This window comes from Serratia ficaria (assembly GCF_900187015.1).
GTDB classification, from domain to species: Bacteria; Pseudomonadota; Gammaproteobacteria; order Enterobacterales; family Enterobacteriaceae; genus Serratia; species Serratia ficaria.
Genome location: NZ_LT906479.1, coordinates 2,939,512 through 2,962,442, shown reverse-complemented (window position 1 = coordinate 2,962,442; position 22,931 = coordinate 2,939,512). Strand labels below are relative to the sequence as shown.

The window sequence follows — 22,931 nt, the reverse complement described above, 5'->3', positions numbered from 1 at the left end:
CGTCATTCCGCGTAGCCGGGCAAACATTTTTATTGCGTTCGGGTCAGTTTATCCCCAGGGATCTCTGCGTCTTCAGCGCCTTGCCGCGCCTGTCAGACGAGATAAATCGGGATAAATACGCCTTAGCGTGCGTTATTCGCAGTTTGGGAGAAAAATCATGATTTACTGGATCTTTTTAGGCTTGGCCATCGTGGCCGAAATTATCGGTACCCTGTCGATGAAATACGCCAGCGTCAGCGGCGGCATGACCGGACACATCGTCATGTACGTAATGATTACCGCGTCTTATGTGATGCTGTCGATGGCGGTAAAACGCGTGGCCCTGGGCGTGGCTTACGCGCTGTGGGAAGGTATCGGCATCTTGTTCATCACGCTGTTCAGCGTGCTGTGGTTCGACGAGCCAATCTCGGCGCTGAAGGTGTTGGGCCTGGCGACGCTGATCGCCGGCATCATGCTGGTGAAATCCGGCACCCGCAAGGCGCGAAAACAGGTAAACCCGCGAGGTGACAATCATGCAACAGCTTGAGTTGTACCACATCGGGTTCCTGGCGTTGGCGATCGTGTTGGAAATCGTCGCCAACGTTTTTCTGAAAATGTCGGACGGCTTCCGTAAAATCTGGCTGGGCCTGCTGTCGTTGGCCTCGGTGCTGGGGGCATTCAGCGCCCTGGCGCAGGCGGTTAAGGGCATCGATCTGTCGGTGGCCTATGCGCTGTGGGGCGGTTTCGGCATTGCGGCGACCATCGCCGCCGGCTGGATCCTGTTCGGACAGCGGCTGAACGCCAAAGGCTGGATAGGTCTGGCGCTGTTGCTGGCGGGTATGGTGATCATCAAACTGGCTTAACCGGCGCCGGTTAAACCGACAAAACCGCAGGCGGCGACGCCCGCGGTTTTTCTTTTTTAGACCGCGGCGATAATTTTGATTTCAACCTTGTACTTCGGGTTCATCAGTTTCGCCTGCACGGTGCAGCGCACCGGCGCGCTGCCGGCGACCACCCAGGCATCCCAGGCGGCGTTCATGGCGGCGAAGTCGGCGGCGTCGGCCAGGAAGAGGGTAGCGTCCAGAATGCGGCTCTTGTCCGATCCGACCCGCGCCAGCAGCACGTCGATGGCGGCCAGCGCGTTGGCGGTCTGGGCGGTGGCGTCGTCATCCAGGTTTTCCGGCACGCTGGTGTAGTAAACGGTGTCGTTGTGCACTACGGCCTCGGACCAGCGCTGATCGGGATCAATTCGTTCGATATTCATTTGCTTATCTCCATATCATAGTCCCGCTAAGGGTATCACAGCCGGCGGCGGAAATGCGCGGCGATAAAGTCGGTGGTAGCGGCGTGGCAGGCTTGGCATAATCAACGCTGAATTACACCGGCAGAGAGATAGCGTGACAGACGATTTTGCAACAGACGGCGCATTGGCGCAGGCAATCAAGGGATTCAAACCGCGTGAGCCGCAGCGGCTGATGGCGGAAGCGGTCACCGAGGCGATCAACTTCAAGCAAGAGCTGGTGGTGGAAGCGGGAACCGGCACCGGCAAAACCTTCGCCTATCTGGCGCCGGCGCTGCGCGCCGATCGTAAAGTGATTATCTCCACCGGCTCGAAGGCCCTGCAGGACCAGCTGTATGCGCGCGACCTGCCGACCATCGCCAAGGCGCTGAACTACAAAGGCAAGATGGCGCTGCTGAAGGGGCGCTCCAACTACCTGTGCCTGGAGCGGCTGGAGCAGCAGTCGATGGCCGGCGGCGAGCTGGCCGGGCAGACGCTGATCGACCTGGTGCACCTGCGCAAATGGTCGTCGCAGACCAAAGAAGGCGATATCAGCAGCTGCAGCGACGTGGCGGAAGACAGCTTCGTTTGGCCGCTGGTGACCAGCACCAATGACAACTGCCTGGGCAGCGATTGCCCGCTGTATAAGGATTGCTTCGTGGTCAAGGCGCGCCGGCGCGCCATGGATGCCGACGTGGTGGTGGTGAACCACCACCTGTTTTTGGCGGACATGGTGGTCAAGGAGGGCGGCTTTGCCGAACTGATCCCCGAAGCCGACGTGATGATCTTCGATGAAGCGCATCAAATTCCCGACATCGCCAGCCAGTATTTCGGCAAACAGCTCACCAGCCGCCAGCTGCTGGACCTGGCGAAAGACATCACCATCGCTTACCGCACCGAAGTGCGCGATTCCGCGCAGCTGCAAAAAAGCGCCGATCGCCTGAGCCAGAGCACCCAGGATTTCCGCCTGATGCTGGGCGAGCCGGGGTTTCGCGGCAATCTGCGCGACGTGCTCGGCCAGCCGAACGTGCAGCGCGCGCTGCTGCTGCTCGATGACGCGCTCGAACTGTGTTACGACGTGGTCAAGCTGTCGCTGGGGCGTTCGGCGCTGCTGGACGCCGCCTTTGAGCGCGCCACGCTGTACCGCGCGCGGCTAAAGCGGTTGAAAGAGGTCACCGAACCGGGCTACAGCTACTGGTATGAGTGCAATTCTCGCCACTTTGTGCTGGCGCTGACGCCGTTGACGGTGGCCGATCGCTTCCGCGAGCTGCTGGACGAGAAGCCGGGCAGTTGGATCTTTACCTCGGCCACGCTGTCGGTCAACGAGCAGTTGGGGCATTTTACCGAACGCCTGGGGTTGACCAAGGCAAAAACGCTGCTGTTGCCAAGCCCGTTCGACTACGCCAGGCAGGCGCTGCTGTGCGTGCCGCGCTTTTTGCCTTCGCCGAATCAGCCCGGCGGCGCGCGCCAGCTGGCGCGCATGCTGCGGCCGCTGATCGAAGCCAACAACGGCCGCTGCTTTTTCCTGTGCACCTCGCACCAGATGATGCGCGAGCTGGCCGAAGAGTTTCGCGCCACCATGACGCTGCCGGTGCTGTTGCAGGGCGAAACCAGCAAGGGACAGCTGTTGGCGCAATTTGTCGAAGCCGGCAATGCGTTGCTGGTGGCGACCAGCAGTTTCTGGGAAGGGGTGGACGTGCGCGGCGACGCCTTGTCCTGCGTGATCATCGATAAACTGCCGTTTACCTCGCCGGATGACCCGCTGTTGAAAGCGCGGATTGAAGACTGCCGGCTGCGCGGCGGCGATCCGTTCAACGACGTGCAGCTGCCGGATGCGGTCATTACCCTGAAGCAGGGCGTGGGGCGATTGATCCGCGATACCGACGACCGCGGCGTGCTGGTGATCTGCGACAACCGGCTGGTGATGCGTCCTTACGGCGAAGTGTTTCTCAACAGCCTGCCGCCGACGCCGCGCACCCGCGATATCGCCCGGGCGATCGCCTTTCTCAAGGCCGCCAATGCGCCGGCCACGTGACAGATGAAGGGCTTACGGGGCTGTGCTACAATGCGCGCCCTGTATGAAAACCCTGTTTTATTCCCGCCAGAGGTTGGCATGTCCACGCGAATTTTAGCGATCGATACGGCGACGGAAGCCTGTTCCGTCGCCATCTGGAATCAAGGCGAGATCCACGCCCTGTTTGAGCTGTGCCCACGCGAGCATACGCAACGTATTTTACCTATGGTGCAGCAGGTGCTGGCGGAATCCGGCCTGGCGCTAAACCAGCTCGATGCGCTGGCCTTCGGCCGCGGCCCCGGCAGCTTTACCGGCGTACGCATCGGCATCGGCATCGCGCAGGGGTTGGCGCTGGGCGCCGACTTGCCGATGCTCGGCATTTCGACCCTGCAGACCATGGCGCAGGGCGCCTGGCGGGTCGGCGGCGCCGATCGGGTGCTGGCGGCCATCGACGCCCGCATGGGCGAAGTCTACTGGGGGCAATTCGAGCGTCGGGCGGACGGCGGCTGGCTGGAAAGCGAAGGCGAAGCGGTGCTTTCGCCGGCGCAGGCGCTGGAACGCGCTCAACGCCTGCAGGGCGACTGGGCCCACGTCGGCACCGGCTGGCAAACCTATCCTGACCTGGTCGGCGGATCCTCGCTGATCCTGCGCGATGGCCAGATGCTGCTGCCGCAGGCGGAAGACATGCTGCCGCTGGCGCTGCAGGCCTGGCTGCGGGGGGATGCGGTGGCGGTGGAAAACGCCGAGCCGACCTACCTGCGCAATGAAGTGACCTGGAAGAAATTGCCTGGCCGCGAATAGCCGCGGCTTATTGTGCTGCCGTTGATTTCGTCGGGGGGCGCGGTGCAACTTGCACGCCGAGTTGCGGTCGAAGTTACAGGTATTTCAGGAGATTGCGACCATGTTAACCCGCACTGCAAGTAAAAGAGCGTCGCTGCTGGCCATCGCCTGCGGCGCGTTGGCGTTAAGCGGCTGCGTGACCGTGCCGGACGCCATCAAGGGGTCGACAACGACGCCGGTGATGCGGCTGTCTTCGGTGCAGAATGCGCCGAATATGTTCACCGGGGCCGAGGCGCGTTTCGGCGGCACCGTGGTGAACGTGGCCAATGAACAGGGGCGGACGGTGCTGGAGATCGCCGCCGTGCCGCTCGATTCCGGCGCGCGTCCGGTTTTGGGCGAACCTTCGCGCGGCCGCTTGCTGGCCACGGTCAACGGTTTCCTGGAGCCGGTTGATTTCAAAGGCCAACTGGTGACCGTGGTCGGGCCGATTACCGGCCTGAAAGACGGCAAGATCGGCATGACGCCATACCGGTTCGTGACGATGAACGTGACCGGCTATAAGCGCTGGCGTCTGGTGCAGCAGGTGATGATGCCGCCTGCGCCGATGGGACCCTGGGGCTGGCGTGGCGGTCCGTGGGGCCCAGGCTGGGGCGCCGGTTACGGCTGGTATAATCCGGGCCCGGCGCAGGTGGAAACCCTCGTTACCGAGTAGAAAACGCTTGATGTGAACAATTTTTGACAGGGCGGCTCCGGCCGCCTTTTCTTTTTGGCGTAGGGAAACGCCGGCAATTAGTGACGTACATCGCAACCTGAATAATGTTTAAAACCTGAACTGGTCCGCTGAGTTAAAATATTGTTATGGTTAGGCTGCGAGTTTAGGGGCTGCGATGATAATTAGTAATGATTTCAGGAGTAATACCTTGGATAAGGTCTGGTTAAAACGGTACCCGGCAGATGTTCCCGCAGAGATCGACGCCGATCGTTATTCATCTTTGATCGAAATGTTCGAGAACGCGGTGCAGCGCTACGCCGATCAGCCCGCGTTCATCAACATGGGCGAGGTGATGACCTTCCGCAAGCTGGAAGAGCGCAGCCGCGCCTTTGCGGCTTACCTGCAAAATGAACTGGGCCTGAAGAAGGGCGACCGCGTCGCGCTGATGATGCCTAACCTGCTGCAGTACCCGATCGCGCTGTTCGGCGTGTTGCGCGCCGGGATGGTGGTGGTCAACGTCAACCCGCTGTACACGCCGCGAGAGCTGGAACACCAGCTGAACGACAGCGGCGCCAGCGCCATCGTGATCGTCTCCAACTTTGCCCATACGCTGGAAAAAGTGGTGTTCAACACCCAGGTGAAACATGTGATCCTCACGCGCATGGGCGATCAGCTTTCGGCCGCCAAAGGCACGCTGGTCAACTTTGTGGTGAAGTACATCAAGCGGCTGGTGCCGAAATACAACCTGCCCGCGGCGATCTCGTTCCGCAGCGCGCTGCAGCGCGGCCGCCGCCTGCAGTACGTCAAACCGGACATCATCAATGCAGATCTGGCGTTCCTGCAGTACACCGGCGGCACCACCGGGGTGGCGAAAGGCGCGATGCTGACGCACCGCAACATGCAGGCCAACCTGGAGCAGGCCAAGGCCGCCTATATGCCGCTGTTCCGCGAGGGGCAGGATCTGGTGGTCACGGCGTTGCCGCTGTACCACATCTTTGCTCTGACGGTGAACTGCCTGCTGTTCATCGAGCTGGGCGGCCGCAACCTGCTGATCACCAACCCGCGCGACATTCCCGGATTGGTAAAAGAGCTGGGCAAATATCCCTTCACCGCCATGAGCGGCGTGAATACCCTGTTCAACGCGCTGTTGAATAACGAAGACTTCCATAAGCTCGACTTCTCCACGCTGCGTTTCTCCGTCGGCGGCGGCATGTCGGTGCAAAAAGCGGTGGCGGACAAGTGGGAACAGGTCACCGGCAAGCATCTGCTGGAAGGTTACGGCCTGACCGAGTGCGCGCCGTTGGTGTCGGGCAATCCTTATGACCTGAAACACTACAGCGGCAGCATCGGCCTGCCGGTGCCGTCGACCGACATTCGCCTGGTGGATGACAACGGCCAGGACGTGCCCGTGGGCGAACCGGGCGAACTGTGGGTCAAAGGGCCGCAAGTTATGTTAGGCTACTGGCAGCGGCCGGAAGCCACCGACGAAGTATTGAAAGAGGGCTGGTTGGCGACCGGGGACGTGGTTACCGTAGACGAGCAGGGCTTTGTGCGCATCGTCGACCGCAAGAAGGACATGATCCTGGTGTCCGGTTTCAACGTGTATCCGAATGAGATCGAAGACGTGGTCAGCCAGCATCCGAAAGTGCTGGAGTGTGCGGCGATCGGCGTGCCGAGTGAGGTTTCCGGCGAGGCGGTGAAAATTTGCGTGGTGAAGAAAGACGCTTCGCTGACCAAAGAAGAGTTGCTGACCCATTGCCGCCGCCACCTGACCGGGTATAAAGTGCCTAAAATTGTTGAGTTCCGCGACGAGCTGCCGAAATCGAACGTCGGCAAAATTTTGCGGCGAGAATTGCGTGATGAGCAAAAATCACCGAAGCCGGCCGATGCCGCCTAGGCGATCGGCTTCTCGCCTTACTGATCAACAACGCCGGTGAATGCCGGCGTTGTTGTGTTTGAATCATATAAGAGAATGACGTTTTGAATTATCAGTTGATCACTACCGATGCCGGATTGCAGCAGGTCTGCGAGCAGGCGAGAAAGTATGCCCAGATAGCGCTGGACACCGAGTTTGTCAGAACGCGCACCTACTACCCGCAGCTAGGCCTGATCCAGCTCTACGACGGTGAGCAGCTTTCCCTGATCGATCCGTTGCCGATCAGGCAATGGCAGCCGTTCATCGAACTGCTGGCCGATACCGACGTGGTCAAGTTCCTGCACGCCGGCAGCGAGGACCTGGAAGTGTTCCTCAACGCCTTCAAGACGCTGCCGACCCCGCTGATTGATACCCAGATCCTGGCGGCCTTCACCGGGCGGCCGCTGTCGTGCGGTTTCGCGACTCTGGTGGCGGAATATATGCAGGTCGAGCTGGACAAAAGCGAATCGCGCACCGATTGGCTGGCGCGCCCGCTGACCGAAAAACAGTGCGCGTATGCGGCGGCCGACGTGTTCTACCTGCTGCCGATGGCCAAACGGCTGGTGCAGGAGACCGAAGAGGCCGGCTGGACCGCCGCCGCCCACAATGAGTGCCTGCTGTTGTGCCAGCGCCGCAGCGAGACGCTGGCGCCGGAATTGGCCTACCGTGAAATCACCAATGCCTGGCAGCTGCGTCCCCGTCAGCTGGGGTGCCTGCAGAAGCTGGCCGAATGGCGGCTGCGTCAGGCGCGCGAGCGCGATCTGGCGGTAAACTTTGTGGTGCGGGAAGAAAATCTCTGGCAGGTGGCGCGCTATATGCCGACCTCGCTGGGCGAACTGGAGTCGCTGGGGCTGAGCGGGCCGGAAATCCGCTATCACGGCAAAACGCTGGTGGCTTTGGTGGCGGAGGCCGCCGCGCTGGACGATTCGGCCTTGCCCAAGCCGTTGGGCAACCTGATCGACCAGCCGGGTTACAAGAAGGTGTTCAAGGATATCAAAGCGGCGATCCTGGTTGTCAGCGAGCAAAGCGGGTTGAGCAGCGAGCTGCTGGCCTCGCGCCGCCAGATTAACCAACTGCTGAATTGGCATTGGAAACTGAAAGAAAACGACAGCCAACCGGAATTAATCAGCGGCTGGCGCGGTGATTTATTAACGGCGCCGCTGCAGGAAATCCTGAAGAATTATTAATCGCTGACAAGGTCGGGGCAGGGTAAGGAAACGCTGCTCTGATTATTGGCCGGAAATAATCAGGCGGGTAAAGAAACGACCAGAATTTACTTTAAACGACAATGCCGCAAGATTAATTGGGATTAGTCTCAAAGGGCAAAAAGGGTTTATTCGGCGATTTTGGGGATTAATAACTGGATGTGCATACAGTTACCCCCTGTATAAAATATACAGGGGGTAATTAATGCGTCGCAATCATTTAGCTGCTTCTTCCGATTCCGGCAATGTCACGTTGAGCTCAAGCACCGAAATATCATCCCCTTTCTGCTCGAACTGCACGTGCAGCATTTCAGGGTCGATTTGAATATATTTGCAAATTACCGCCAGAATATCGCGTTTCAAATCAGGCAGATACGGGGGCTCGCTGTCCCCGCGACGACGCTCTGCGACGATAATCTGCAGCCGTTCCTTGGCTATATTGGCTGTCTGTTTTTTGCGGGACAGAAAGAAGTCTAATAATGCCATGGTTTATCCCCCAAAAAGGCGTTTCAGGAAACCCTTCTTCTCTTCTTCGATGAAGCGGAATGGGCGTTCTTCTCCTAACAAGCGGCTAACGGTATCGTCATAGGCCTTACCGGCATCTGACTCGCCATCCAGGATCACCGGCTCGCCCTGGTTGGACGCGCGCAGTACGGACTGGTCTTCCGGGATCACGCCCACCAGTGGGATGCGCAGGATTTCCAGCACGTCTTCCATGCTCAACATGTCGCCGCGGCTGACGCGGCCCGGGTTGTAGCGAGTCAGCAGCAGGTGTTCCTTGATCGGCGATTCGCCTTTCTCGGCGCGGCGCGACTTGGAAGACAGGATGCCCAGGATACGGTCAGAGTCACGTACCGAGGAGACTTCCGGGTTGGTGGTGATGATGGCTTCGTCGGCGAAATACAGCGCCATCAGCGCGCCGGTTTCGATGCCCGCCGGCGAGTCGCAGACCACGAAGTCAAAATCCATTTCGCCCAAATCGTTGAGGATCTTCTCAACGCCTTCGCGGGTCAGCGCGTCTTTGTCGCGCGTTTGCGAAGCCGGCAGGATGTAGAGGTTTTCCGTGCGCTTATCTTTGATCAACGCCTGATTCAGCGTGGCGTCACCCTGGATCACGTTAACGAAATCATAAACCACCCGACGTTCGCAGCCCATGATCAGGTCAAGGTTACGCAGGCCGATATCGAAATCGATCACTACGGTTTTCTTGCCTTTCTGGGCCAGGCCGGTAGCGATGGCCGCGCTCGAAGTGGTCTTGCCAACGCCCCCTTTACCCGATGTAACAACAATAATGCGTGCCATGAAATGGATTCCTTGTCAAAAGGGCTTAATTTAAAGGTTGTATGGTTAAAGCGTTATCCAACAGGCTGAGTCGTACGGCCTGCCCGACATAATCGGACGGGATTTGGTCGCTCAACCAGTACTGCCCTGCGATAGAGACTAGCTCAGCACCCAGGTGCGTGCAAAAAATCTGGCACTGCGTATCGCCTGATGCGCCGGCCAGCGCGCGACCGCGCATCATGCCGTAGATGTGAATGTTGCCGTCGGCAATCAATTCGGCGCCGGCGCTGACGCTGCTGGTCACGATCAGATCGCAGTTGCGGGCATAAATTTGTTGGCCGGAACGGACAGGGGTACTGATGATGCGCGTTTTGGCGGGGGCGTTTTCCACCACCGGAGCGGGCGCGGGCGCCGGTTCCGGGGCGGCCATTTTCTGGCCTTTGCCTTCGCTCAGCAGCGGCAGCCCGGCACGGGCTATCGCACGCTTTTGTCGCTCATCTCTGCAACCGCTGATACCTACAACGCGCAGACCTGCTGCCGTGACAGCCTGTTGAAGTTCTTTCCAGTTCGCATCGCCGTTCAGCGTTGCTACGTTGATAACAACAGGGGCGTTTTTCAAAAAGGCGGGCGCTTGCTCCACTTTTTCCAATAACGCCTGACGTATTACCTCGGGTTCTGAATTATGCAAATGAACAACCGATAGGGTAAAACTGCTGCCTTTTAGCTCAATTGGCGATTGTGACATCTATCCTGACTCAGTCTCAGCAACTTTAAATCCCCGGAATACCACTCGGGGTGCGATATTCCGATGTACTAGAAGCATGTTATAGTCAGAGTTATATCCAGGCAAGACGCTGCCTCAATTAAATAGAGTTAAAAAAATGCTTTGTGTGATCTATAGAAGCTCGAAACGCGATCAAACTTATCTTTATGTCGAAAAAAAAGACGATTTCTCTCGGGTGCCGGAAGATCTGATGAAAAGTTTCGGTACGCCGCAATTGGCGATGGTGCTTTCGCTGGACGAGCGCAAAAAGCTCGCCTCGGCGGATATTGAGAAAGTCAAACAGGCGCTGAAAGATGAGGGCTACTACCTGCAGTTCCCGCCGCCGGTGGAAAACCTGCTGAATCAGCATCTGTCGGGAGAGAAAGAGTAGCCCCCGACGCGCTGAATCGATGACCGAAACGGATGAAGGAGGCGCGATGAGAACCTCGGCGAGGATAACGTTGACGCTGTTGCTGACGCTGGGCGGCGGGTCGCTTCCCCCGGCGATGGCGCAAACCCTCGGCGGCCAGGGAGCCACGCTGCGCGAAACCGGGCGCGACCCGGCGCAGTTCCCGGCCTACGTCGAGCAGCTGAAGCGGCAGGCGCGGGCGCAGGGCATCCGCCAGGCGACCCTCGATCGCGCCTTCGCCGACGTGCATTTTATCGACCGGGTGGTCAAGGCCGATCGCAATCAGCCGGAAAAGAAGCTGACGCTGGATGATTATCTGCAGCGCGTGATCTCGCCGGCCAAGGTGCGGCAAGGTCGCGAGCTGGCGCGGCAATATCATCCCCAGCTGACGCGGGTCAGCGCACAATATCGGGTGCCGGAGCGTTATATCGTCGCGCTCTGGGGCATGGAAAGCGCCTTTGGCAAGATCCAGGGGCGCGAAGACCTGATATCGGCGCTGGCGACGCTGGCGTTCGAGGGCCGCCGCGAGGCGTTCTTCAGCCGACAGCTGATGGCGGCGCTCAAGATTGTCGAACAGGGCCATGCCGGCGACGGCCCGCTGAAAGGATCCTGGGCCGGGGCGATGGGGCAATGCCAATTCATGCCGACCTCGTTTCTGCGTTACGCGGTGGACGGCGACGCTGACGGCCGCATCGACATCTGGCATACCCCGGCCGACGTTTTCGCCTCCACCGCCAATTATCTGTCTACCGAAGGCTGGCAACCCGGTGTCGGCTGGGGCAGGGAGGTCAAGCTGCCACCCGGCTTCGATACCGGCCGGCTGGGGTTGAAAGACGCCCAGGCGCAGAGCGTCGATCGGTGGCAAGAATACGGCGTGCGTCGGGTGGATGGCCGCGCATTGCCGCGCGCCAGTCTGCGCGGCTGGATCATCGCACCGGATGGCGTGCCGGGGCGCGCGTTCCTGGTCTATGATAATTTCCGAACTATCATGCACTGGAATAGCTCTTACTATTTTGCGATCGGTGTGGGTATGATGGCCGACGGCATCGGGCACTGACCCGCCGCGCTGCCGCCGGCGAAGAGACGCAGCAGACAGCGTCCGCGCGCCAATAACGGGCTTAGCGTGCTAAGCCCCTACATGTTTTGTAGGGAGAAGCGGTATGTATCAACATAGAGACTGGCAGGGGTCATTGCTCGATTTCCCGGTGAACAAGGTGGTCTGCGTCGGCAGCAACTACGCCGATCATATCAAGGAAATGGGCAGCGCGACCTCCGCCGAGCCGGTGGTGTTTATCAAACCGGAAACGGCGCTGTGCGATATTCGCCAACCGGTGGCCATTCCCAAGGAATTCGGTTCGGTCCACCATGAGGTGGAGCTGGCGGTGCTGATCGGCACGCCGCTGAAGCAGGCCAACGAAGACCGCGTCGCGCGGGCGATCGCCGGTTACGGCGTGGCGCTCGATCTGACGTTGCGCGAGCTGCAGGCCGGTTTCAAAAAGGCCGGCCAGCCATGGGAAAAAGCCAAGGCCTTCGACGGTTCTTGCCCGATGTCCGGTTTTATTCCGGTCGCCGAATTCGGCGATCCGCAGAACGCCGAACTGTCGCTGACGGTCAACGATCGGCTGCGCCAGCAGGGCAACACCCGCGACATGATCACGCCGATCCTGCCGCTGATCGCCTACATGAGCCGTTTCTTCACGCTGCGCGCCGGCGACATCATCCTCACCGGCACTCCGCAGGGCGTGGGGCCGATGGTCTCCGGCGACATGCTGAAAATTACCCTCAACGGCAAATCGCTCAGCACCCGGGTGATTTGAATTCTCGCTTTGCCGTCGGAGCAAACGGCGGCAAAGCTTGCATCTGTCGGCTAAAATGTCTATATAGTGCACCCTCAAAACCTGTGCGCAGGTTATCTATTCCTTTACCTAAACCGGACGCCAACATGTCACAACTCCCTTTTTGGCAACAGAAAACCCTGGCGGAAATGTCAGAACAAGAGTGGGAATCGCTGTGCGACGGTTGTGGGCAATGCTGTCTGAATAAGCTGATCGACGAAGATACCGACGAGATTTATTTCACCAACGTAGCCTGCAACCAGCTCAACATCAAATCTTGCCAGTGCCGCAACTACGAGCGCCGCTTTGAGCTGGAAGAAGACTGCATCAAGCTGACGCGTGAAAATCTCACCACCTTCGACTGGTTGCCGCCGACCTGCGCCTATCGCCTGATTGGCGAAGGCAAACCGCTGTTCCCCTGGCATCCGCTGATCAGCGGCTCCAAGGCGGCGATGCACGGCGAGCGCATTACCGTGCGGCATATTGCGGTGCGCGAGAGCGAAGTGGTGGATTGGCAGGACCACATTCTGAATAAACCGGACTGGGCGCGTTAGGCCTAAAACGAAAAAAGCCCCTGCAAAGTGAGGGGCAAGACATACAACAACACCAGGGAAATCGGTGGTACAAACTTGCCGATACTATAAGGATATTTTGGGCAAAGTTCATCAATATATTGATTTAATAATACGTAGATAGGGTGAATTTTTTTGTACGATGCTGTAAATGACCAGGATACGTTGCCCCGCAGGCTCCCCTCGAGGTTGGCGCGCTGGCCCCGGTTTTGTCTTCGGCGGCGGGCTAAAGTTAATGTTATGTAAATTACGCGCTAAATGCCGTTCGAATGCTTCTTTTTATACAATAAGTTAGGTAGTTTGGCCGTTCTCACGTTGGTTCGAGAACACAACAATGAAAATGGTCCGACTGTTTGCCGTGGCTGGAGCACTGATCGTGCTCGTTTACTACCTTACCCATACCTGAGGTCAGGTAACCGGTAAGATTAACAGCAATCCGATAAAAAAACGGCGCCTTCAGGCGCCGTTTTTTGTTTGCGGAGGCTCAGCGGCCAAACAGATCGCGGCGCCGCGGCCGAACGAACTGAGCGATCAGGACCACCACCGCCACCAGCAGATAAGCGGCGAAGATGCCCACCAGCCACTGCGGCATCTCCAGCGTCAGGAATTGCCACTGGCGCACCGAGCAATCGCCGGAAGCGTGGAACACCGCCGGCAGCCATTTATCCAGCGGCAGCCAGGAAGGGAAGCTGACGAAGAAATCGCAGGTATTAAACGGCGACGGGTGCAGTTGGATCATGGTGTGTTTCCACGCCAGCTGCACGCCTTCCCAGGCGCTGTAGATCCACAACAGGATAGCCACGTAGCGCAGCGGGGTTTTCGGCGCAATGGCACCCACCAGCGAAGCGCCGAGAATGCCGAACAGGGCGCAGCGTTCATAGATGCACATGACGCAGGGTTGCAGCAGCATCACGTGCTGGAAATAGAGCGCGACTAATTCCAGCACCAGCGCCGTCAGGGCCATCAGCAGCCAAGCACCGCGCCCCCGTGAGCAGCGGTTAAAGAATTGCAACATATATTTATTCTTCCATGCAGTAAGCAATTGAACGGGCAGTGTAAACCAATTCAACCCCGCTGCCAGCCACCTGAACCGGATTAGGCATAAAAATAGTCGCGGCGGCGCAACGGGGTGAACGTCAGTGCCCGGCGGCAGAGGTTACCCCCTCGAGCGCCGGCGGCGTCAGCCAGTGCCACTGGGTCAGCAGTTCGGTCATCGGCGCCAGGGTAAACTGCACGCACAGCAGCCCAACCAGGGTCAATACCACAGTATAGGGCAACGCCATCCACACCATGCGGCCGTAGGATAAACGCACCAGCGGGGCCAGCGCCGAGGTCAGCAGGAACAGGAACGCCGCCTGGCCGTTCGGCGTAGCCACCGACGGCAGGTTGGTGCCGGTATTGATGGCCACCGCCAGCATTTCGAACTGCTTCAGTGAAACGGCGCCGCTCTCGAACGCCGCGCGCGCTTCGTTGATGTAGACCGTGCCGACAAACACGTTGTCGGATACCGAAGACAACAGGCCGTTGAACAGATAGAACAGCGACAGTTGGGAAGAGGGTTCCGACTGCAGGACGAACTGGATCACCGGGCTGAACAGGTGCTGCTCGATAATCACCGCCACCACGGTGAAAAATACCGTCAGCAGGGCGGTGAAGGGCAAGGCTTCCTGGAAGGCTTTGCCGATGGCGTGTTCGTCGGTCACGCCGCACAGCGAGGTGGCCAGTATGATCACCGACAGACCAATCAGGCCGACCTCCGCCAGGTGGAACGCCAGCGCCAGTACCAGCCAGACGCCGATCAGCGCCTGAACCACCAGCTTGAGCCGTTCCTGCTTGCTGCGGCCGGCGGTGGCCTTGCGATCGAACTCTTTCAGCACCTCGCGCACCGGCTCGGGCAGCTGCGCGCCGTAGCCGAACAGGCGGAAGCGCTCGACCAGCAGGCAAACCAGCAGGCCGCATACCAGCACCGGCAGCGTCACCGGAGCCATGCGCAGGAAGAAATCGATAAACCCCCAGCCGGCGCTTTTGGCGATGATCAGGTTCTGCGGCTCGCCGACCATGGTCATGACGCCGCCCAGCGCGGTGCCGACGCCGGCGTGCATCAACAGGCTGCGCAAGAAGGCGCGGAACTGCTCCAGCGTCCGCTTGCGTTCGTCGCAGCTGAAATCGCTGTCATCGCCGATATCGCCGTCCGCGCGGTTGGAGGTGACATTGTGATAGATGGAATAAAACCCGGTGGCGACGCTGATCACCACCGCTACTACCGTCAGCGCGTCGAGGAAGGCCGAGAGCAGCGCCGCCGCCAGGCAAAAGGCCAGCGACAGCAGCATCTTCGAACGGATGTTAAGCAGCAGCTTGGTGAAAACGAACAGCAGCAGCTGTTTCATAAAGTAGATGCCGGCCACCATAAAGATCAGCAACAGCAGCACTTCCAGGTTATGGGCGATTTCATCCGCCACCTGAGCCGGGCGGGTCATGCCGATCGCCACCGCTTCGATCGCCAGCAGGCCGCCGGGCAGCAGCGGGTAACACTTCAGCGCCATCGCCAGGGTAAAGATAAACTCGACCACCAACAGCCAGCCGGCCACGAACGGGCTGGCCAAAAAGAACACCAGCGGGTTGACGATCAGGAAAACGATAATGGCCAGTTTGTACCAGTCGGGGGATTGCCCGAGGAAGTTTTTCACCAGGGCGCTGCGCAGGGTTGTTTCCATGGTCCTTCATGCATCCTTAATAAATTAAATCATCAGCCCGTACCCTAACAACGCCGGATAGGCGGGCGCAACCGAAGCTTGTTTCACGGCGACAAATTTCTCCACCGCGGTGTTTTTTCCTATTTTTTGCCAGGTTATGCACACTTTCGTTTATTGTTTTCCGCTCACGCTATGTCATGCCATGGCGATCTGGTATGATCAGCCGACTACTATTACTGATTATCGTCGCAACGGAACGTCAAACACATGGTCATAAAGGCGCAGAGTCCTGCCGGTTTCGCGGAAGAGTACATTATCGAGAGTATTTGGAATAATCGCTTCCCTCCTGGCTCTATTTTGCCCGCGGAGCGTGAGCTTTCAGAGCTGATTGGTGTCACGCGCACCACGTTACGTGAAGTTTTACAACGCCTGGCGCGTGATGGCTGGCTGACCATTCAGCATGGCAAACCCACCAAAGTAAACAATTTCTGGGAAACCTCGGGCCTCAATATTCTCGAGACCGTGGCGCGCCTCGATCATAACAGCGTCCCGCAACTGATCGATAACCTGCTGTCGGTGCGCACCAACATCGCCTCAATCTTTATTCGCGCCGCGGTGCGCAACCACCCGGAGCAGGCGCAGGAAGTGCTGGCGAAAGCGACCGAAGTGGAAGATCAGGCCGATGCCTTCAACCTGCTGGACTACGAGATTTTCCGCGGTCTGGCGTTTGCCTCCGGCAACCCGATCTACGGGCTGATTTTCAACGGCCTGAAAGGGCTGTACACCCGCGTCGGCCGCTACTATTTCTCCAACCCGGAAGCGCGCAAGCTGGCGCTGACCTTCTACAGCAAGCTGTCTACCCTGTGCCATGAAAAATCGCACGATCAGGTGATGGACACGGTGCGTAGCTACGGGAAAGAGAGCGGGGCCATCTGGCAGAGCATGCAGGGCACTATGCCGAGCGATCTGACCGAAGCGCGCCGCTAGTCGCGTGGGGAAAGAAGGGCGCCTGTCGGCGCCCTTTTTCGTTGATGGCGGTTACAGCGGCGCCGGCCGCGGCGGGCAGCGGTCCAGCAATTCCACGCTGCCGTCTTCATTCTGCTGTTCGAGGATAATGTCGAAGCCCCACAGGCGATGCAGGTGCTTCAGCACTTCGCGGCGGCTTTTGTCCAACGGCGCGCGTTCCTGCGGGATGTAGCGCAGCGTCAGCGAACGATCGCCGCGCAGATCCACGTTCCAGATTTGAATGTTCGGCTCATGGTTGCTCAGGTTGTACTGCGCCGACAGCTCCTGACGGATCGCCCGGTAACCGGCTTCGTTGTGGATCGCCGCAATCTCCAGGTAGTTGTTGCGATCGTCATCCAGCACGGTGAACAGCCGGAAATCGCGCATCACCTTGGGTGACAGGAACTGGCTGATAAAGCTCTCATCCTTGAAGTCGCGCATGGCGAAATGCAGCGTCTCCAGCCAGTCTTTGCCGGCGATGTCCGGGAACCAGTAGCGATCTTCCTCGGTGGGCGATTGGCAGATGCGCTTGATGTCCTGGAACATGGCGAAGCCCAGCGCATACGGGTTGATGCCGTTATAGTAAGGGCTGTTGTACGGCGGCTGGTACACCACGTTGGTGTGGCTGTGCAGAAACTCCAGCATGAATCGCTCGGTGACCCGCCCCTCGTCATACAGATGATTGAGAATGCTATAGTGCCAGAAGGTCGCCCATCCCTCGTTCATCACCTGAGTCTGCTTCTGCGGATAAAAATACTGGCTTACCTTGCGCACGATGCGCAGCACTTCGCGCTGCCAGGGTTCCAGCAGCGGCGCGTTCTTTTCCATAAAGTAGAGGATATTTTCCTGCGGTTCGCTCGGATAACGGCGAGCCTGCTCCGGCGCCTCTTCGCGCTCGACCCGCGGCAGGGTTTTCCACAACGTGTTCACCTGGCTTTGCAGGTATTCTTCGCGGCTCTTTTGGCGCGCCTTCTCTTCGACCAGCGATATTTTCTGCGGCCGTTTATATCTGTCCACGCCGTAGTTCATCAGCGCGTGGCAGGAGTCCAGCAGGCGCTCTACCTCCTCCACGCCATAGCGTTCTTCGCACTGGCTGATGTAGCGGCGGGCGAACAGCAGGTAGTCGACGATCGAACTGGCGTCGGTCCAGCTGCGGAACAGGTAATTGTTCTTGAAGAAGGAGTTATGGCCGTAGCAGGCGTGCGCCATGACCAGCGCCTGCATGGTGATGGTGTTTTCTTCCATCAGGTAGGCGATGCAGGGGTTGGAGTTGATAACGATCTCGTAAGCCAGGCCCTGTTGCCCATGCTTGTAGCGCTGCTCGGTTTCGATGAATTTTTTGCCGAATGACCAGTGGGTATAGTTAATCGGCATGCCGACGCTGGAATAAGCGTCCATCATCTGCTCGGAGGTAATGACCTCTATCTGATGCGGGTAAGTGTCGAGCCCGTAATGCTTGGCTACGCGGTCGATATGCTCCAGGTAAACCTGCAGCAGGTCGAACGTCCAGTCCGGTCCATCGCTCAGACGTTTATCTTCCTTAACCTTTTCATGTGTCGAAGTAGTCATCAGCGCACCCTCGTTATTCACGGGCCTTGCTCAAACGGCAGGCCCTGTATCAATCGTAGCTCAATCTGCAGAGAGGGAATAATGATATAAAGCTTAAAAATTCAACGGTCTGCTGCCTTTCTGCCGTAAAGGGGAGCTTCGGCGGGCATCGGCGCCGGGTTTTTTGTGCTGCCGAGGCTCTGGCCGTCACGAGCGTCTTGTGTTGGTTAAGTGGCTTTTTATTGGTGTTTTATTCTGTTGTCTTGGGTGGGTTTCATTTTTATGTTCTGTTAAATCCTTGTTGCGGGCGGTGGCTTCGTGAGGTGCTTTCAATGATTGCATTGACGTCATAATGGGGCGGGTTTAGCGCTGGAAAACGCCTTTTACCGCAGCTTATCGCCTTTTGGGCTGAGCTATTGCAAAAAAAGCCGCCATCAACGATAAATTAATTGTGAATGTTGTCACGTTTGATAACGAAGTTGTTGGACGGATTTTTCCACTGAGTTAATTTCCTGTGAGCAGAAGATTATGCTTTGTGAAGCCTTGGGCCGGAGTCAGCGATGCGTGTGGTAATTTTAGGTAGTGGAGTGGTGGGCGTAGCCAGCGCCTGGTATTTGGCGAAGGCGGGTCACGAGGTGACGGTGCTCGATCGTCAACCGGGGCCGGCGATGGAAACCAGCGCAGCGAACGCCGGGCAGATCTCGCCGGGCTACGCCGCGCCCTGGGCGGCGCCGGGCGTGCCGCTGAAGGCCATCAAATGGATGTTCCAGCGCCATGCGCCGCTGGCGGTCCGCCTGGACGGCAGCAGCTTCCAGCTAAGCTGGATGTGGCAGATGCTGAAAAACTGCAACACCGAACATTACATGACCAACAAGGGCCGCATGGTGCGCCTGGCGGAATACAGCCGCGACTGCATCAAGGCGCTGCGCCAGGAAACCGGCATCCAGTACGAAGGCCGCCAGGGCGGTACGCTGCAGCTGTTCCGCACCCAGCAACAGTTTGAAAACGCCGCCAAGGACATCGCCGTGTTGGAAGACGCCGGGGTGCCTTACCAGCTGCTGGAGTCCAGCCAGCTGGCCACTGCCGAACCGGCGTTGGCGCAGGTGGCCCACAAGCTGACCGGCGGCCTGCGGCTGCCCAACGACGAAACCGGCGACTGCCAGCTGTTTACCCAGCAGTTGGCGAAAATGGCGCAACAGGCTGGCGTGACCTTCCTGTACAACCGCAGCGTCGATCGCCTGCTGGTGGACGGCGACAAAATCGCCGGCGTGCAGTGCGGCGAAGAGGTGTTCAACGCCGACAGCTACGTGGTGGCTTTCGGCTCTTACTCCACCGCATTGCTGCGCGGCCTGGTCTCGATCCCCGTCTACCCGCTGAAGGGCTACTCGCTGACCATTCCCATTACCGATGAAGCGGCGGCGCCGTTTTCCACGGTGCTGGATGAAACGTATAAAATCGCCATCACCCGTTTCGACCAACGCATTCGCGTCGGCGGCATGGCGGAGATCGTCGGTTTTAATACCCAGCTTGAGCAAAAGCGCCGTGAAACGTTGGAAATGGTGGTGCGCGATCTGTATCCGAACGGCGGACGGGTGGAAGAAGCGACCTTCTGGACCGGCCTGCGCCCGATGACGCCGGACGGCACCCCGATCGTCGGCCGCACGTCGTTGAAGAACCTGTTCCTCAATACCGGCCACGGTACGCTGGGCTGGACCATGGCCTGCGGGTCCGGGCAGCTGCTGGCTGATTTGATCTCCGGCGTCACGCCGGCGATCCCTTCCGAAGACCTGGCGGTGGCGCGTTACAGCGCCGGGTTTCGCCATCCGCATGCCGCCCCGTTGAACGACGCGCATGCCGCGCGTTAATCGCTGAATCGACATTTATGATGTTTAGGTCACCGGCAACGACCGGTGACCGGCATCCGCAGGTCCGAAGGAGAACTCATGCCTCGCCCGATAAGCGCCACGCTGCACCTTGGCGCAATTGCAAATAACCTACAGGTGGTTCGCCGCTTCGCCCCCGGCGCCAAAGTCTGGTCGGTGGTCAAGGCCAACGCCTACGGCCATGGCATCGCACGCGTCTGGCGCAGCCTGGCGCAAACCGACGGTTTCGCCATGCTGGATCTCGCCGAAGCGGTGCTGCTGCGAGAGTCCGGTTGGCAAGGGCCGATCCTGCTGCTGGAAGGGTTCTTTCAGCCGCAGGATCTGGCGCTGCTCGACCGCTATCGGCTGACCACGGCGGTGCACAGCGATTGGCAGCTGGCGGCGATAGCCGAAGCCCGGCTGTCAGCGCCGCTGGAGGTGTATCTTAAAGTGAACAGCGGAATGAATCGTCTGGGGTTCGCCCCCGAGCGCCTGCACGGCGTCTGGCAGCAGGCGCAGGGCATCGCCAATATCGCCGGCATGACGGTGATGAGCCACTTCGCCACCGCCGACGGCCCGGAAGGGGTGCAGCAGCAGATGGCGACCATTGAAAACGCGGCGGCGGCGATCCCCTTGCCGCGCTGCCTGGCCAACTCGGCCGCCACGCTGTGGCATCCGGATACCCACGGCGGCTGGGTGCGGCCGGGGATCGTGCTCTACGGCGCGTCGCCGAGCGGCCGCTGGCGTGACATCGCCGCCAGCGGGCTGCAGCCGGCAATGACGCTGAGCAGCGAAATTATCGGCATTCAGCGGCTGAAAAGCGGCGATCGCGTTGGCTACGGCGGCCGCTACGGCGCCACCGGCGCGCAGCGCATCGGCGTAGTGGCCTGCGGCTATGCGGATGGTTATCCGCGCCATGCGCCAACCGGCACGCCGGTCTGGGTGGGGGGCGTGCTGACGCGCACTTTGGGCACGGTGTCGATGGATATGCTGGCGGTGGATCTGGCGCCTTGCCCGCAGGCTGAACTGGGCACCGAGGTGGAGCTGTGGGGACGGCGCCTGCCGGTGGACGATGTGGCCACCGCGGCAGGCACGCTGGGTTATGAACTGCTGACGGCGCTGGCGGCGCGGGTGCCGGTCGCCAGCGAAATCTGAGCCTTACGCCACCTTCCTGATGTGTCCTTTAATCTGTTTGCTGCGCTGCCGCGCGTGCAGCGCCAGCAAGCAGCCCGCCAACATCACCAGCGCCAGAGAAAGCTTGGGCTGCAGCGGCAACGCCATCGCCATCAGGCCCAGCGCGGCGCCGCCCGCCATTTGCACAAAGCCCACCAGCGCCGAGGCAACGCCCGCTTCATTGGAGTAGGGCTCCAACGCATAGCTGGTCGCCGGCCCCATCATGAACGCCAGCCCGGCACAGGCGCTGGCCACCGGCAGCATATAGGCCAGCCAATGCGCCTGAGCCGCGTCGGGCAGCAGGGCGACGCCCAACAGCAGGCCCAGGCAGCCTAATCCCATCAGAACGCCGCCGGTCGCCAGGCAAACGGGGCGACCGACCTTATGGATAATGCGGTTGGCGAAGAAGCTGACCAGCATGATCCAGAAGCCGTTGGCGCCGAACGCCAGCGAGAACTGCAGCGGCGTCAGGCCGGCGGTGCCCATCAGAACGTTGGGCGCCAACGAGACATAGGTCAGCGCCATCCCCATGGCGCCGGCGTTTACCACGGCGAAGGACAGGAAGCGGCGGTCGCTGAGAATGCGGGCATATTGCCGCACCGGCAGTCCCTTGACCGGCACGGTGTCGGCCGGCCGCGTTTCCGGCAGGCGCAGGGCGATCAGCACCAGCACCAGCAGGGCATAGAGCACCAGGAACCAGAATGGCGCGCGCCAGCCGAAGGCTTCCGCCAGCAGGCCGCCGAGCAGCGGGGCCAGCGCCGGGATGATATTCAGCGTACCGTTGAGGAAACCGAAGGCGCGGGCGGCGTCATCGCCGTTCATGCGATCGCGCACGCCGCTGAAGGCGACGACGGCGGTGCAGCATACCGCCACCCCTTGCAGCAGGCGCGAGGCGATAAACACCGTCGGCGTCGTCGCCAGCGCGGCCATTGCCGCGCCGATCATATAGATGACGACGCCGGCCAGCGCCACAGGTTTGCGGCCATAGTTGTCCACCAGCGGCCCGGCGATGATCTGGCCGAGCCCCAGCACCAGGATGAACAGCGAGATGGTGGATTGGATCAGCGCTTCACTGCTGCCAAGGCCGACGGCGATGGCGGGGATGGTCGGCAGATAGAGATCAATGCCTAATGGGCCGAGCAACACCAGGCTGAGAAGCAGAAACAGAAACTTTTGCATAACGAAAAAGGCACGTCCGAGTGACAAAGAGGGCTAGAGTAGAGACTCCGGCGGAAAATGGAAAGGGGCAAGCGGGTCAGGCGTCCGGCGTCCGGCGGTAATACAGCGCGCAGACCGTATCCGCCACGTAGCGAGCCTGGTGTTTGGCGTCGTCCAGCGCGCGATGCGGCGTGCCTTCAAAGGGCCGCGCCTTTTTCGGGTTGAAGCCGTGCAGCTCCGCCAGGGTGATCACCGTGCGCACATCCTGAGTATCCCAGAATTTCCACGGACAGGGCATTGCCAACTGCTGAAAGGCGTGCTCGAGAATAGCGCAATCAAACTCTTTGCCGTTGCCCCACACTTTCACCGTATCGGTGCTGTGCATATGAATAAAACGGCTCAGGCCGGTCAGCACGCGCTTGAGGCTTTCACTGCCGCCGAACGCCAGCCTGCGCGCCTCATCGGACTGTTTCGCCCACCAGGCGACGGTATCCAGGCTGATGGTTCTGCCGGGCTGATCTTTCTGGCTGCTGACCGCCGCTTCGAATTCCGCGCCCAGCTCGCCGCTTTTGGGATCGAAAAACACCGCCGCGACCGCCAGGATCACCGCGCTGGGTTTTATATCCAGGGTTTCAATGTCTAACATCAGATGGTGCATCGGCGCTTCCTGCTGTGGGGATTATCGCCCTATGTTACTACAAAGAAAGCGCTTCAGCTCGCGGCGGGATCTGCCCCTGATGCGCGATAA

Annotated in this window: 23 protein-coding genes; 14 read left to right on the top strand and 9 right to left on the bottom strand. The window is 59.6% G+C overall.

Features of this window, described 5'->3' with window-relative positions:
• Nucleotides 1–157: 157 nt before the first annotated feature.
• Nucleotides 158–526: a multidrug/spermidine efflux SMR transporter subunit MdtJ gene (gene mdtJ, locus CKW09_RS14035; protein WP_061794540.1), complete on the top strand. Its 369-nt coding sequence runs from the start codon at nt 158–160 to the stop codon at nt 524–526.
• Nucleotides 513–842 (top strand): multidrug/spermidine efflux SMR transporter subunit MdtI, encoded by a 330-nt coding sequence (gene mdtI, locus CKW09_RS14030; protein ID WP_061794539.1) that lies wholly within the window; start codon nt 513–515, stop codon nt 840–842. Before mdtJ ends, mdtI begins: the two co-directional genes overlap by 14 nt.
• Before the next feature lie 56 nt (nt 843–898).
• Here mdtI and CKW09_RS14025 read toward each other — a convergent pair whose 3' ends face one another.
• Entirely contained in the window at nt 899–1,243 is a 345-nt protein-coding gene (locus CKW09_RS14025) for a RidA family protein (protein WP_061794538.1), read from the bottom strand.
• A gap of 133 nt (nt 1,244–1,376) precedes the next feature.
• Between CKW09_RS14025 and CKW09_RS14020 the strand changes: the two genes are divergently transcribed.
• The 5 genes from CKW09_RS14020 (at nt 1,377) to rnd (ending at nt 7,866) form a co-directional block, all read left to right on the top strand.
• The gene (locus CKW09_RS14020; RefSeq protein ID WP_095097861.1) at nt 1,377–3,293 is read left to right on the top strand and encodes an ATP-dependent DNA helicase; all 1,917 of its coding nucleotides are present in this window, start codon (nt 1,377–1,379) and stop codon (nt 3,291–3,293) included.
• 78 nt (nt 3,294–3,371) lie between these two features.
• On the top strand, nt 3,372–4,073 hold the full coding sequence (gene tsaB, locus CKW09_RS14015; protein ID WP_095097858.1) for a tRNA (adenosine(37)-N6)-threonylcarbamoyltransferase complex dimerization subunit type 1 TsaB: 702 nt from the start codon (nt 3,372–3,374) through the stop codon (nt 4,071–4,073).
• Between the two features lie 100 nt (nt 4,074–4,173).
• Nucleotides 4,174–4,764, top strand: a complete 591-nt coding sequence (locus CKW09_RS14010) for a Slp family lipoprotein (protein WP_061794535.1) — start codon at nt 4,174–4,176, stop codon at nt 4,762–4,764.
• Between the two features lie 208 nt (nt 4,765–4,972).
• Nucleotides 4,973–6,661, top strand: coding sequence for a long-chain-fatty-acid--CoA ligase FadD (gene fadD / locus CKW09_RS14005; RefSeq protein ID WP_061794534.1), 1,689 nt, complete (start codon nt 4,973–4,975; stop codon nt 6,659–6,661).
• Nucleotides 6,662–6,744: 83 nt separating this feature from the next.
• Nucleotides 6,745–7,866, top strand: a complete 1,122-nt coding sequence (rnd, locus tag CKW09_RS14000) for a ribonuclease D (RefSeq protein ID WP_061794533.1) — start codon at nt 6,745–6,747, stop codon at nt 7,864–7,866.
• Nucleotides 7,867–8,100: 234 nt separating this feature from the next.
• Here rnd and minE read toward each other — a convergent pair whose 3' ends face one another.
• Genes minE through minC form a run of 3 tightly spaced genes read right to left on the bottom strand, consistent with a single transcriptional unit; the run spans nt 8,101 to nt 9,910 of the window.
• Nucleotides 8,101–8,370 (bottom strand): cell division topological specificity factor MinE, encoded by a 270-nt coding sequence (minE, locus tag CKW09_RS13995; RefSeq protein WP_004932303.1) that lies wholly within the window; start codon nt 8,368–8,370, stop codon nt 8,101–8,103.
• A gap of 3 nt (nt 8,371–8,373) precedes the next feature.
• Entirely contained in the window at nt 8,374–9,186 is an 813-nt protein-coding gene (minD, locus tag CKW09_RS13990; protein WP_061794532.1) for a septum site-determining protein MinD, read from the bottom strand.
• A 25-nt stretch (nt 9,187–9,211) separates the two neighbouring features.
• Complete coding sequence (minC, locus tag CKW09_RS13985) at nt 9,212–9,910, bottom strand: septum site-determining protein MinC (RefSeq protein WP_061794531.1); 699 nt, start codon at nt 9,908–9,910, stop codon at nt 9,212–9,214.
• A gap of 136 nt (nt 9,911–10,046) precedes the next feature.
• On the opposite strand from minC, the gene CKW09_RS13980 reads away from it, so the two are divergent.
• The 4 genes from CKW09_RS13980 to CKW09_RS13965 all read left to right on the top strand — a co-directional run bounded on the left by CKW09_RS13980 (nt 10,047) and on the right by CKW09_RS13965 (nt 12,726).
• A complete protein-coding gene (locus tag CKW09_RS13980; RefSeq protein ID WP_061794530.1) occupies nt 10,047–10,319 on the top strand; it encodes a YcgL domain-containing protein in 273 nt (90 codons plus the stop codon).
• 46 nt (nt 10,320–10,365) lie between these two features.
• Entirely contained in the window at nt 10,366–11,394 is a 1,029-nt protein-coding gene (locus CKW09_RS13975; protein WP_095097855.1) for a lytic murein transglycosylase, read from the top strand.
• 103 nt (nt 11,395–11,497) lie between these two features.
• On the top strand, nt 11,498–12,154 hold the full coding sequence (locus tag CKW09_RS13970) for a fumarylacetoacetate hydrolase family protein (RefSeq protein ID WP_061794529.1): 657 nt from the start codon (nt 11,498–11,500) through the stop codon (nt 12,152–12,154).
• Between the two features lie 125 nt (nt 12,155–12,279).
• Nucleotides 12,280–12,726, top strand: coding sequence for a YcgN family cysteine cluster protein (locus CKW09_RS13965; RefSeq protein ID WP_061794528.1), 447 nt, complete (start codon nt 12,280–12,282; stop codon nt 12,724–12,726).
• 502 nt (nt 12,727–13,228) lie between these two features.
• Here the strand turns inward: CKW09_RS13965 and dsbB are convergent.
• Together dsbB and nhaB are read right to left on the bottom strand one after the other, a co-directional pair.
• Nucleotides 13,229–13,759, bottom strand: a complete 531-nt coding sequence (gene dsbB / locus CKW09_RS13960; protein WP_061794527.1) for a disulfide bond formation protein DsbB — start codon at nt 13,757–13,759, stop codon at nt 13,229–13,231.
• Between the two features lie 121 nt (nt 13,760–13,880).
• Complete coding sequence (nhaB, locus tag CKW09_RS13955) at nt 13,881–15,458, bottom strand: sodium/proton antiporter NhaB (protein ID WP_061794526.1); 1,578 nt, start codon at nt 15,456–15,458, stop codon at nt 13,881–13,883.
• 246 nt (nt 15,459–15,704) lie between these two features.
• On the opposite strand from nhaB, the gene fadR reads away from it, so the two are divergent.
• A complete protein-coding gene (fadR, locus tag CKW09_RS13950) occupies nt 15,705–16,424 on the top strand; it encodes a fatty acid metabolism transcriptional regulator FadR (protein ID WP_061794525.1) in 720 nt (239 codons plus the stop codon).
• A 51-nt stretch (nt 16,425–16,475) separates the two neighbouring features.
• On the opposite strand, the gene CKW09_RS13945 is transcribed toward fadR, so the two are convergent.
• Nucleotides 16,476–18,011: a SpoVR family protein gene (locus CKW09_RS13945; protein WP_061794762.1), complete on the bottom strand. Its 1,536-nt coding sequence runs from the start codon at nt 18,009–18,011 to the stop codon at nt 16,476–16,478.
• A 539-nt stretch (nt 18,012–18,550) separates the two neighbouring features.
• Here CKW09_RS13945 and CKW09_RS13940 point away from each other — a divergent pair.
• Nucleotides 18,551–19,855, top strand: coding sequence for a D-amino acid dehydrogenase (locus tag CKW09_RS13940; RefSeq protein WP_061794524.1), 1,305 nt, complete (start codon nt 18,551–18,553; stop codon nt 19,853–19,855).
• Nucleotides 19,856–19,933: 78 nt separating this feature from the next.
• Nucleotides 19,934–21,007 (top strand): catabolic alanine racemase DadX, encoded by a 1,074-nt coding sequence (gene dadX, locus CKW09_RS13935; RefSeq protein WP_095097852.1) that lies wholly within the window; start codon nt 19,934–19,936, stop codon nt 21,005–21,007.
• A 3-nt stretch (nt 21,008–21,010) separates the two neighbouring features.
• Here dadX and CKW09_RS13930 read toward each other — a convergent pair whose 3' ends face one another.
• Entirely contained in the window at nt 21,011–22,204 is a 1,194-nt protein-coding gene (locus tag CKW09_RS13930) for a multidrug effflux MFS transporter (RefSeq protein ID WP_095097849.1), read from the bottom strand.
• A gap of 76 nt (nt 22,205–22,280) precedes the next feature.
• Nucleotides 22,281–22,841 carry a 3'-5' exonuclease gene (locus tag CKW09_RS13925; protein ID WP_061794521.1) on the bottom strand — a complete coding sequence of 187 codons (561 nt, stop codon included), beginning with the start codon at nt 22,839–22,841 and terminating at the stop codon, nt 22,281–22,283.
• Nucleotides 22,842–22,931: the final 90 nt, after the last annotated feature.

What these genes read in the sequence shown, in the direction of transcription:
- mdtJ (WP_061794540.1), top strand. Translation starts at nt 158, where the DNA reads ATGATTTACTGGATCTTTTTAGGCTTGGCCATCGTGGCCGAAATTATC.
- mdtI (WP_061794539.1), top strand. Translation starts at nt 513, where the DNA reads ATGCAACAGCTTGAGTTGTACCACATCGGGTTCCTGGCGTTGGCGATC.
- CKW09_RS14025 (WP_061794538.1), bottom strand. Translation starts at nt 1,243, where the DNA reads ATGAATATCGAACGAATTGATCCCGATCAGCGCTGGTCCGAGGCCGTA.
- tsaB (WP_095097858.1), top strand. Translation starts at nt 3,372, where the DNA reads ATGTCCACGCGAATTTTAGCGATCGATACGGCGACGGAAGCCTGTTCC.
- CKW09_RS14010 (WP_061794535.1), top strand. Translation starts at nt 4,174, where the DNA reads ATGTTAACCCGCACTGCAAGTAAAAGAGCGTCGCTGCTGGCCATCGCC.
- minE (WP_004932303.1), bottom strand. Translation starts at nt 8,370, where the DNA reads ATGGCATTATTAGACTTCTTTCTGTCCCGCAAAAAACAGACAGCCAAT.
- minD (WP_061794532.1), bottom strand. Translation starts at nt 9,186, where the DNA reads ATGGCACGCATTATTGTTGTTACATCGGGTAAAGGGGGCGTTGGCAAG.
- minC (WP_061794531.1), bottom strand. Translation starts at nt 9,910, where the DNA reads ATGTCACAATCGCCAATTGAGCTAAAAGGCAGCAGTTTTACCCTATCG.
- CKW09_RS13980 (WP_061794530.1), top strand. Translation starts at nt 10,047, where the DNA reads ATGCTTTGTGTGATCTATAGAAGCTCGAAACGCGATCAAACTTATCTT.
- CKW09_RS13975 (WP_095097855.1), top strand. Translation starts at nt 10,366, where the DNA reads ATGAGAACCTCGGCGAGGATAACGTTGACGCTGTTGCTGACGCTGGGC.
- CKW09_RS13970 (WP_061794529.1), top strand. Translation starts at nt 11,498, where the DNA reads ATGTATCAACATAGAGACTGGCAGGGGTCATTGCTCGATTTCCCGGTG.
- CKW09_RS13965 (WP_061794528.1), top strand. Translation starts at nt 12,280, where the DNA reads ATGTCACAACTCCCTTTTTGGCAACAGAAAACCCTGGCGGAAATGTCA.
- dsbB (WP_061794527.1), bottom strand. Translation starts at nt 13,759, where the DNA reads ATGTTGCAATTCTTTAACCGCTGCTCACGGGGGCGCGGTGCTTGGCTG.
- nhaB (WP_061794526.1), bottom strand. Translation starts at nt 15,458, where the DNA reads ATGGAAACAACCCTGCGCAGCGCCCTGGTGAAAAACTTCCTCGGGCAA.
- fadR (WP_061794525.1), top strand. Translation starts at nt 15,705, where the DNA reads ATGGTCATAAAGGCGCAGAGTCCTGCCGGTTTCGCGGAAGAGTACATT.
- CKW09_RS13945 (WP_061794762.1), bottom strand. Translation starts at nt 18,011, where the DNA reads ATGACTACTTCGACACATGAAAAGGTTAAGGAAGATAAACGTCTGAGC.
- CKW09_RS13940 (WP_061794524.1), top strand. Translation starts at nt 18,551, where the DNA reads ATGCGTGTGGTAATTTTAGGTAGTGGAGTGGTGGGCGTAGCCAGCGCC.
- dadX (WP_095097852.1), top strand. Translation starts at nt 19,934, where the DNA reads ATGCCTCGCCCGATAAGCGCCACGCTGCACCTTGGCGCAATTGCAAAT.
- CKW09_RS13930 (WP_095097849.1), bottom strand. Translation starts at nt 22,204, where the DNA reads ATGCAAAAGTTTCTGTTTCTGCTTCTCAGCCTGGTGTTGCTCGGCCCA.
- CKW09_RS13925 (WP_061794521.1), bottom strand. Translation starts at nt 22,841, where the DNA reads ATGCACCATCTGATGTTAGACATTGAAACCCTGGATATAAAACCCAGC.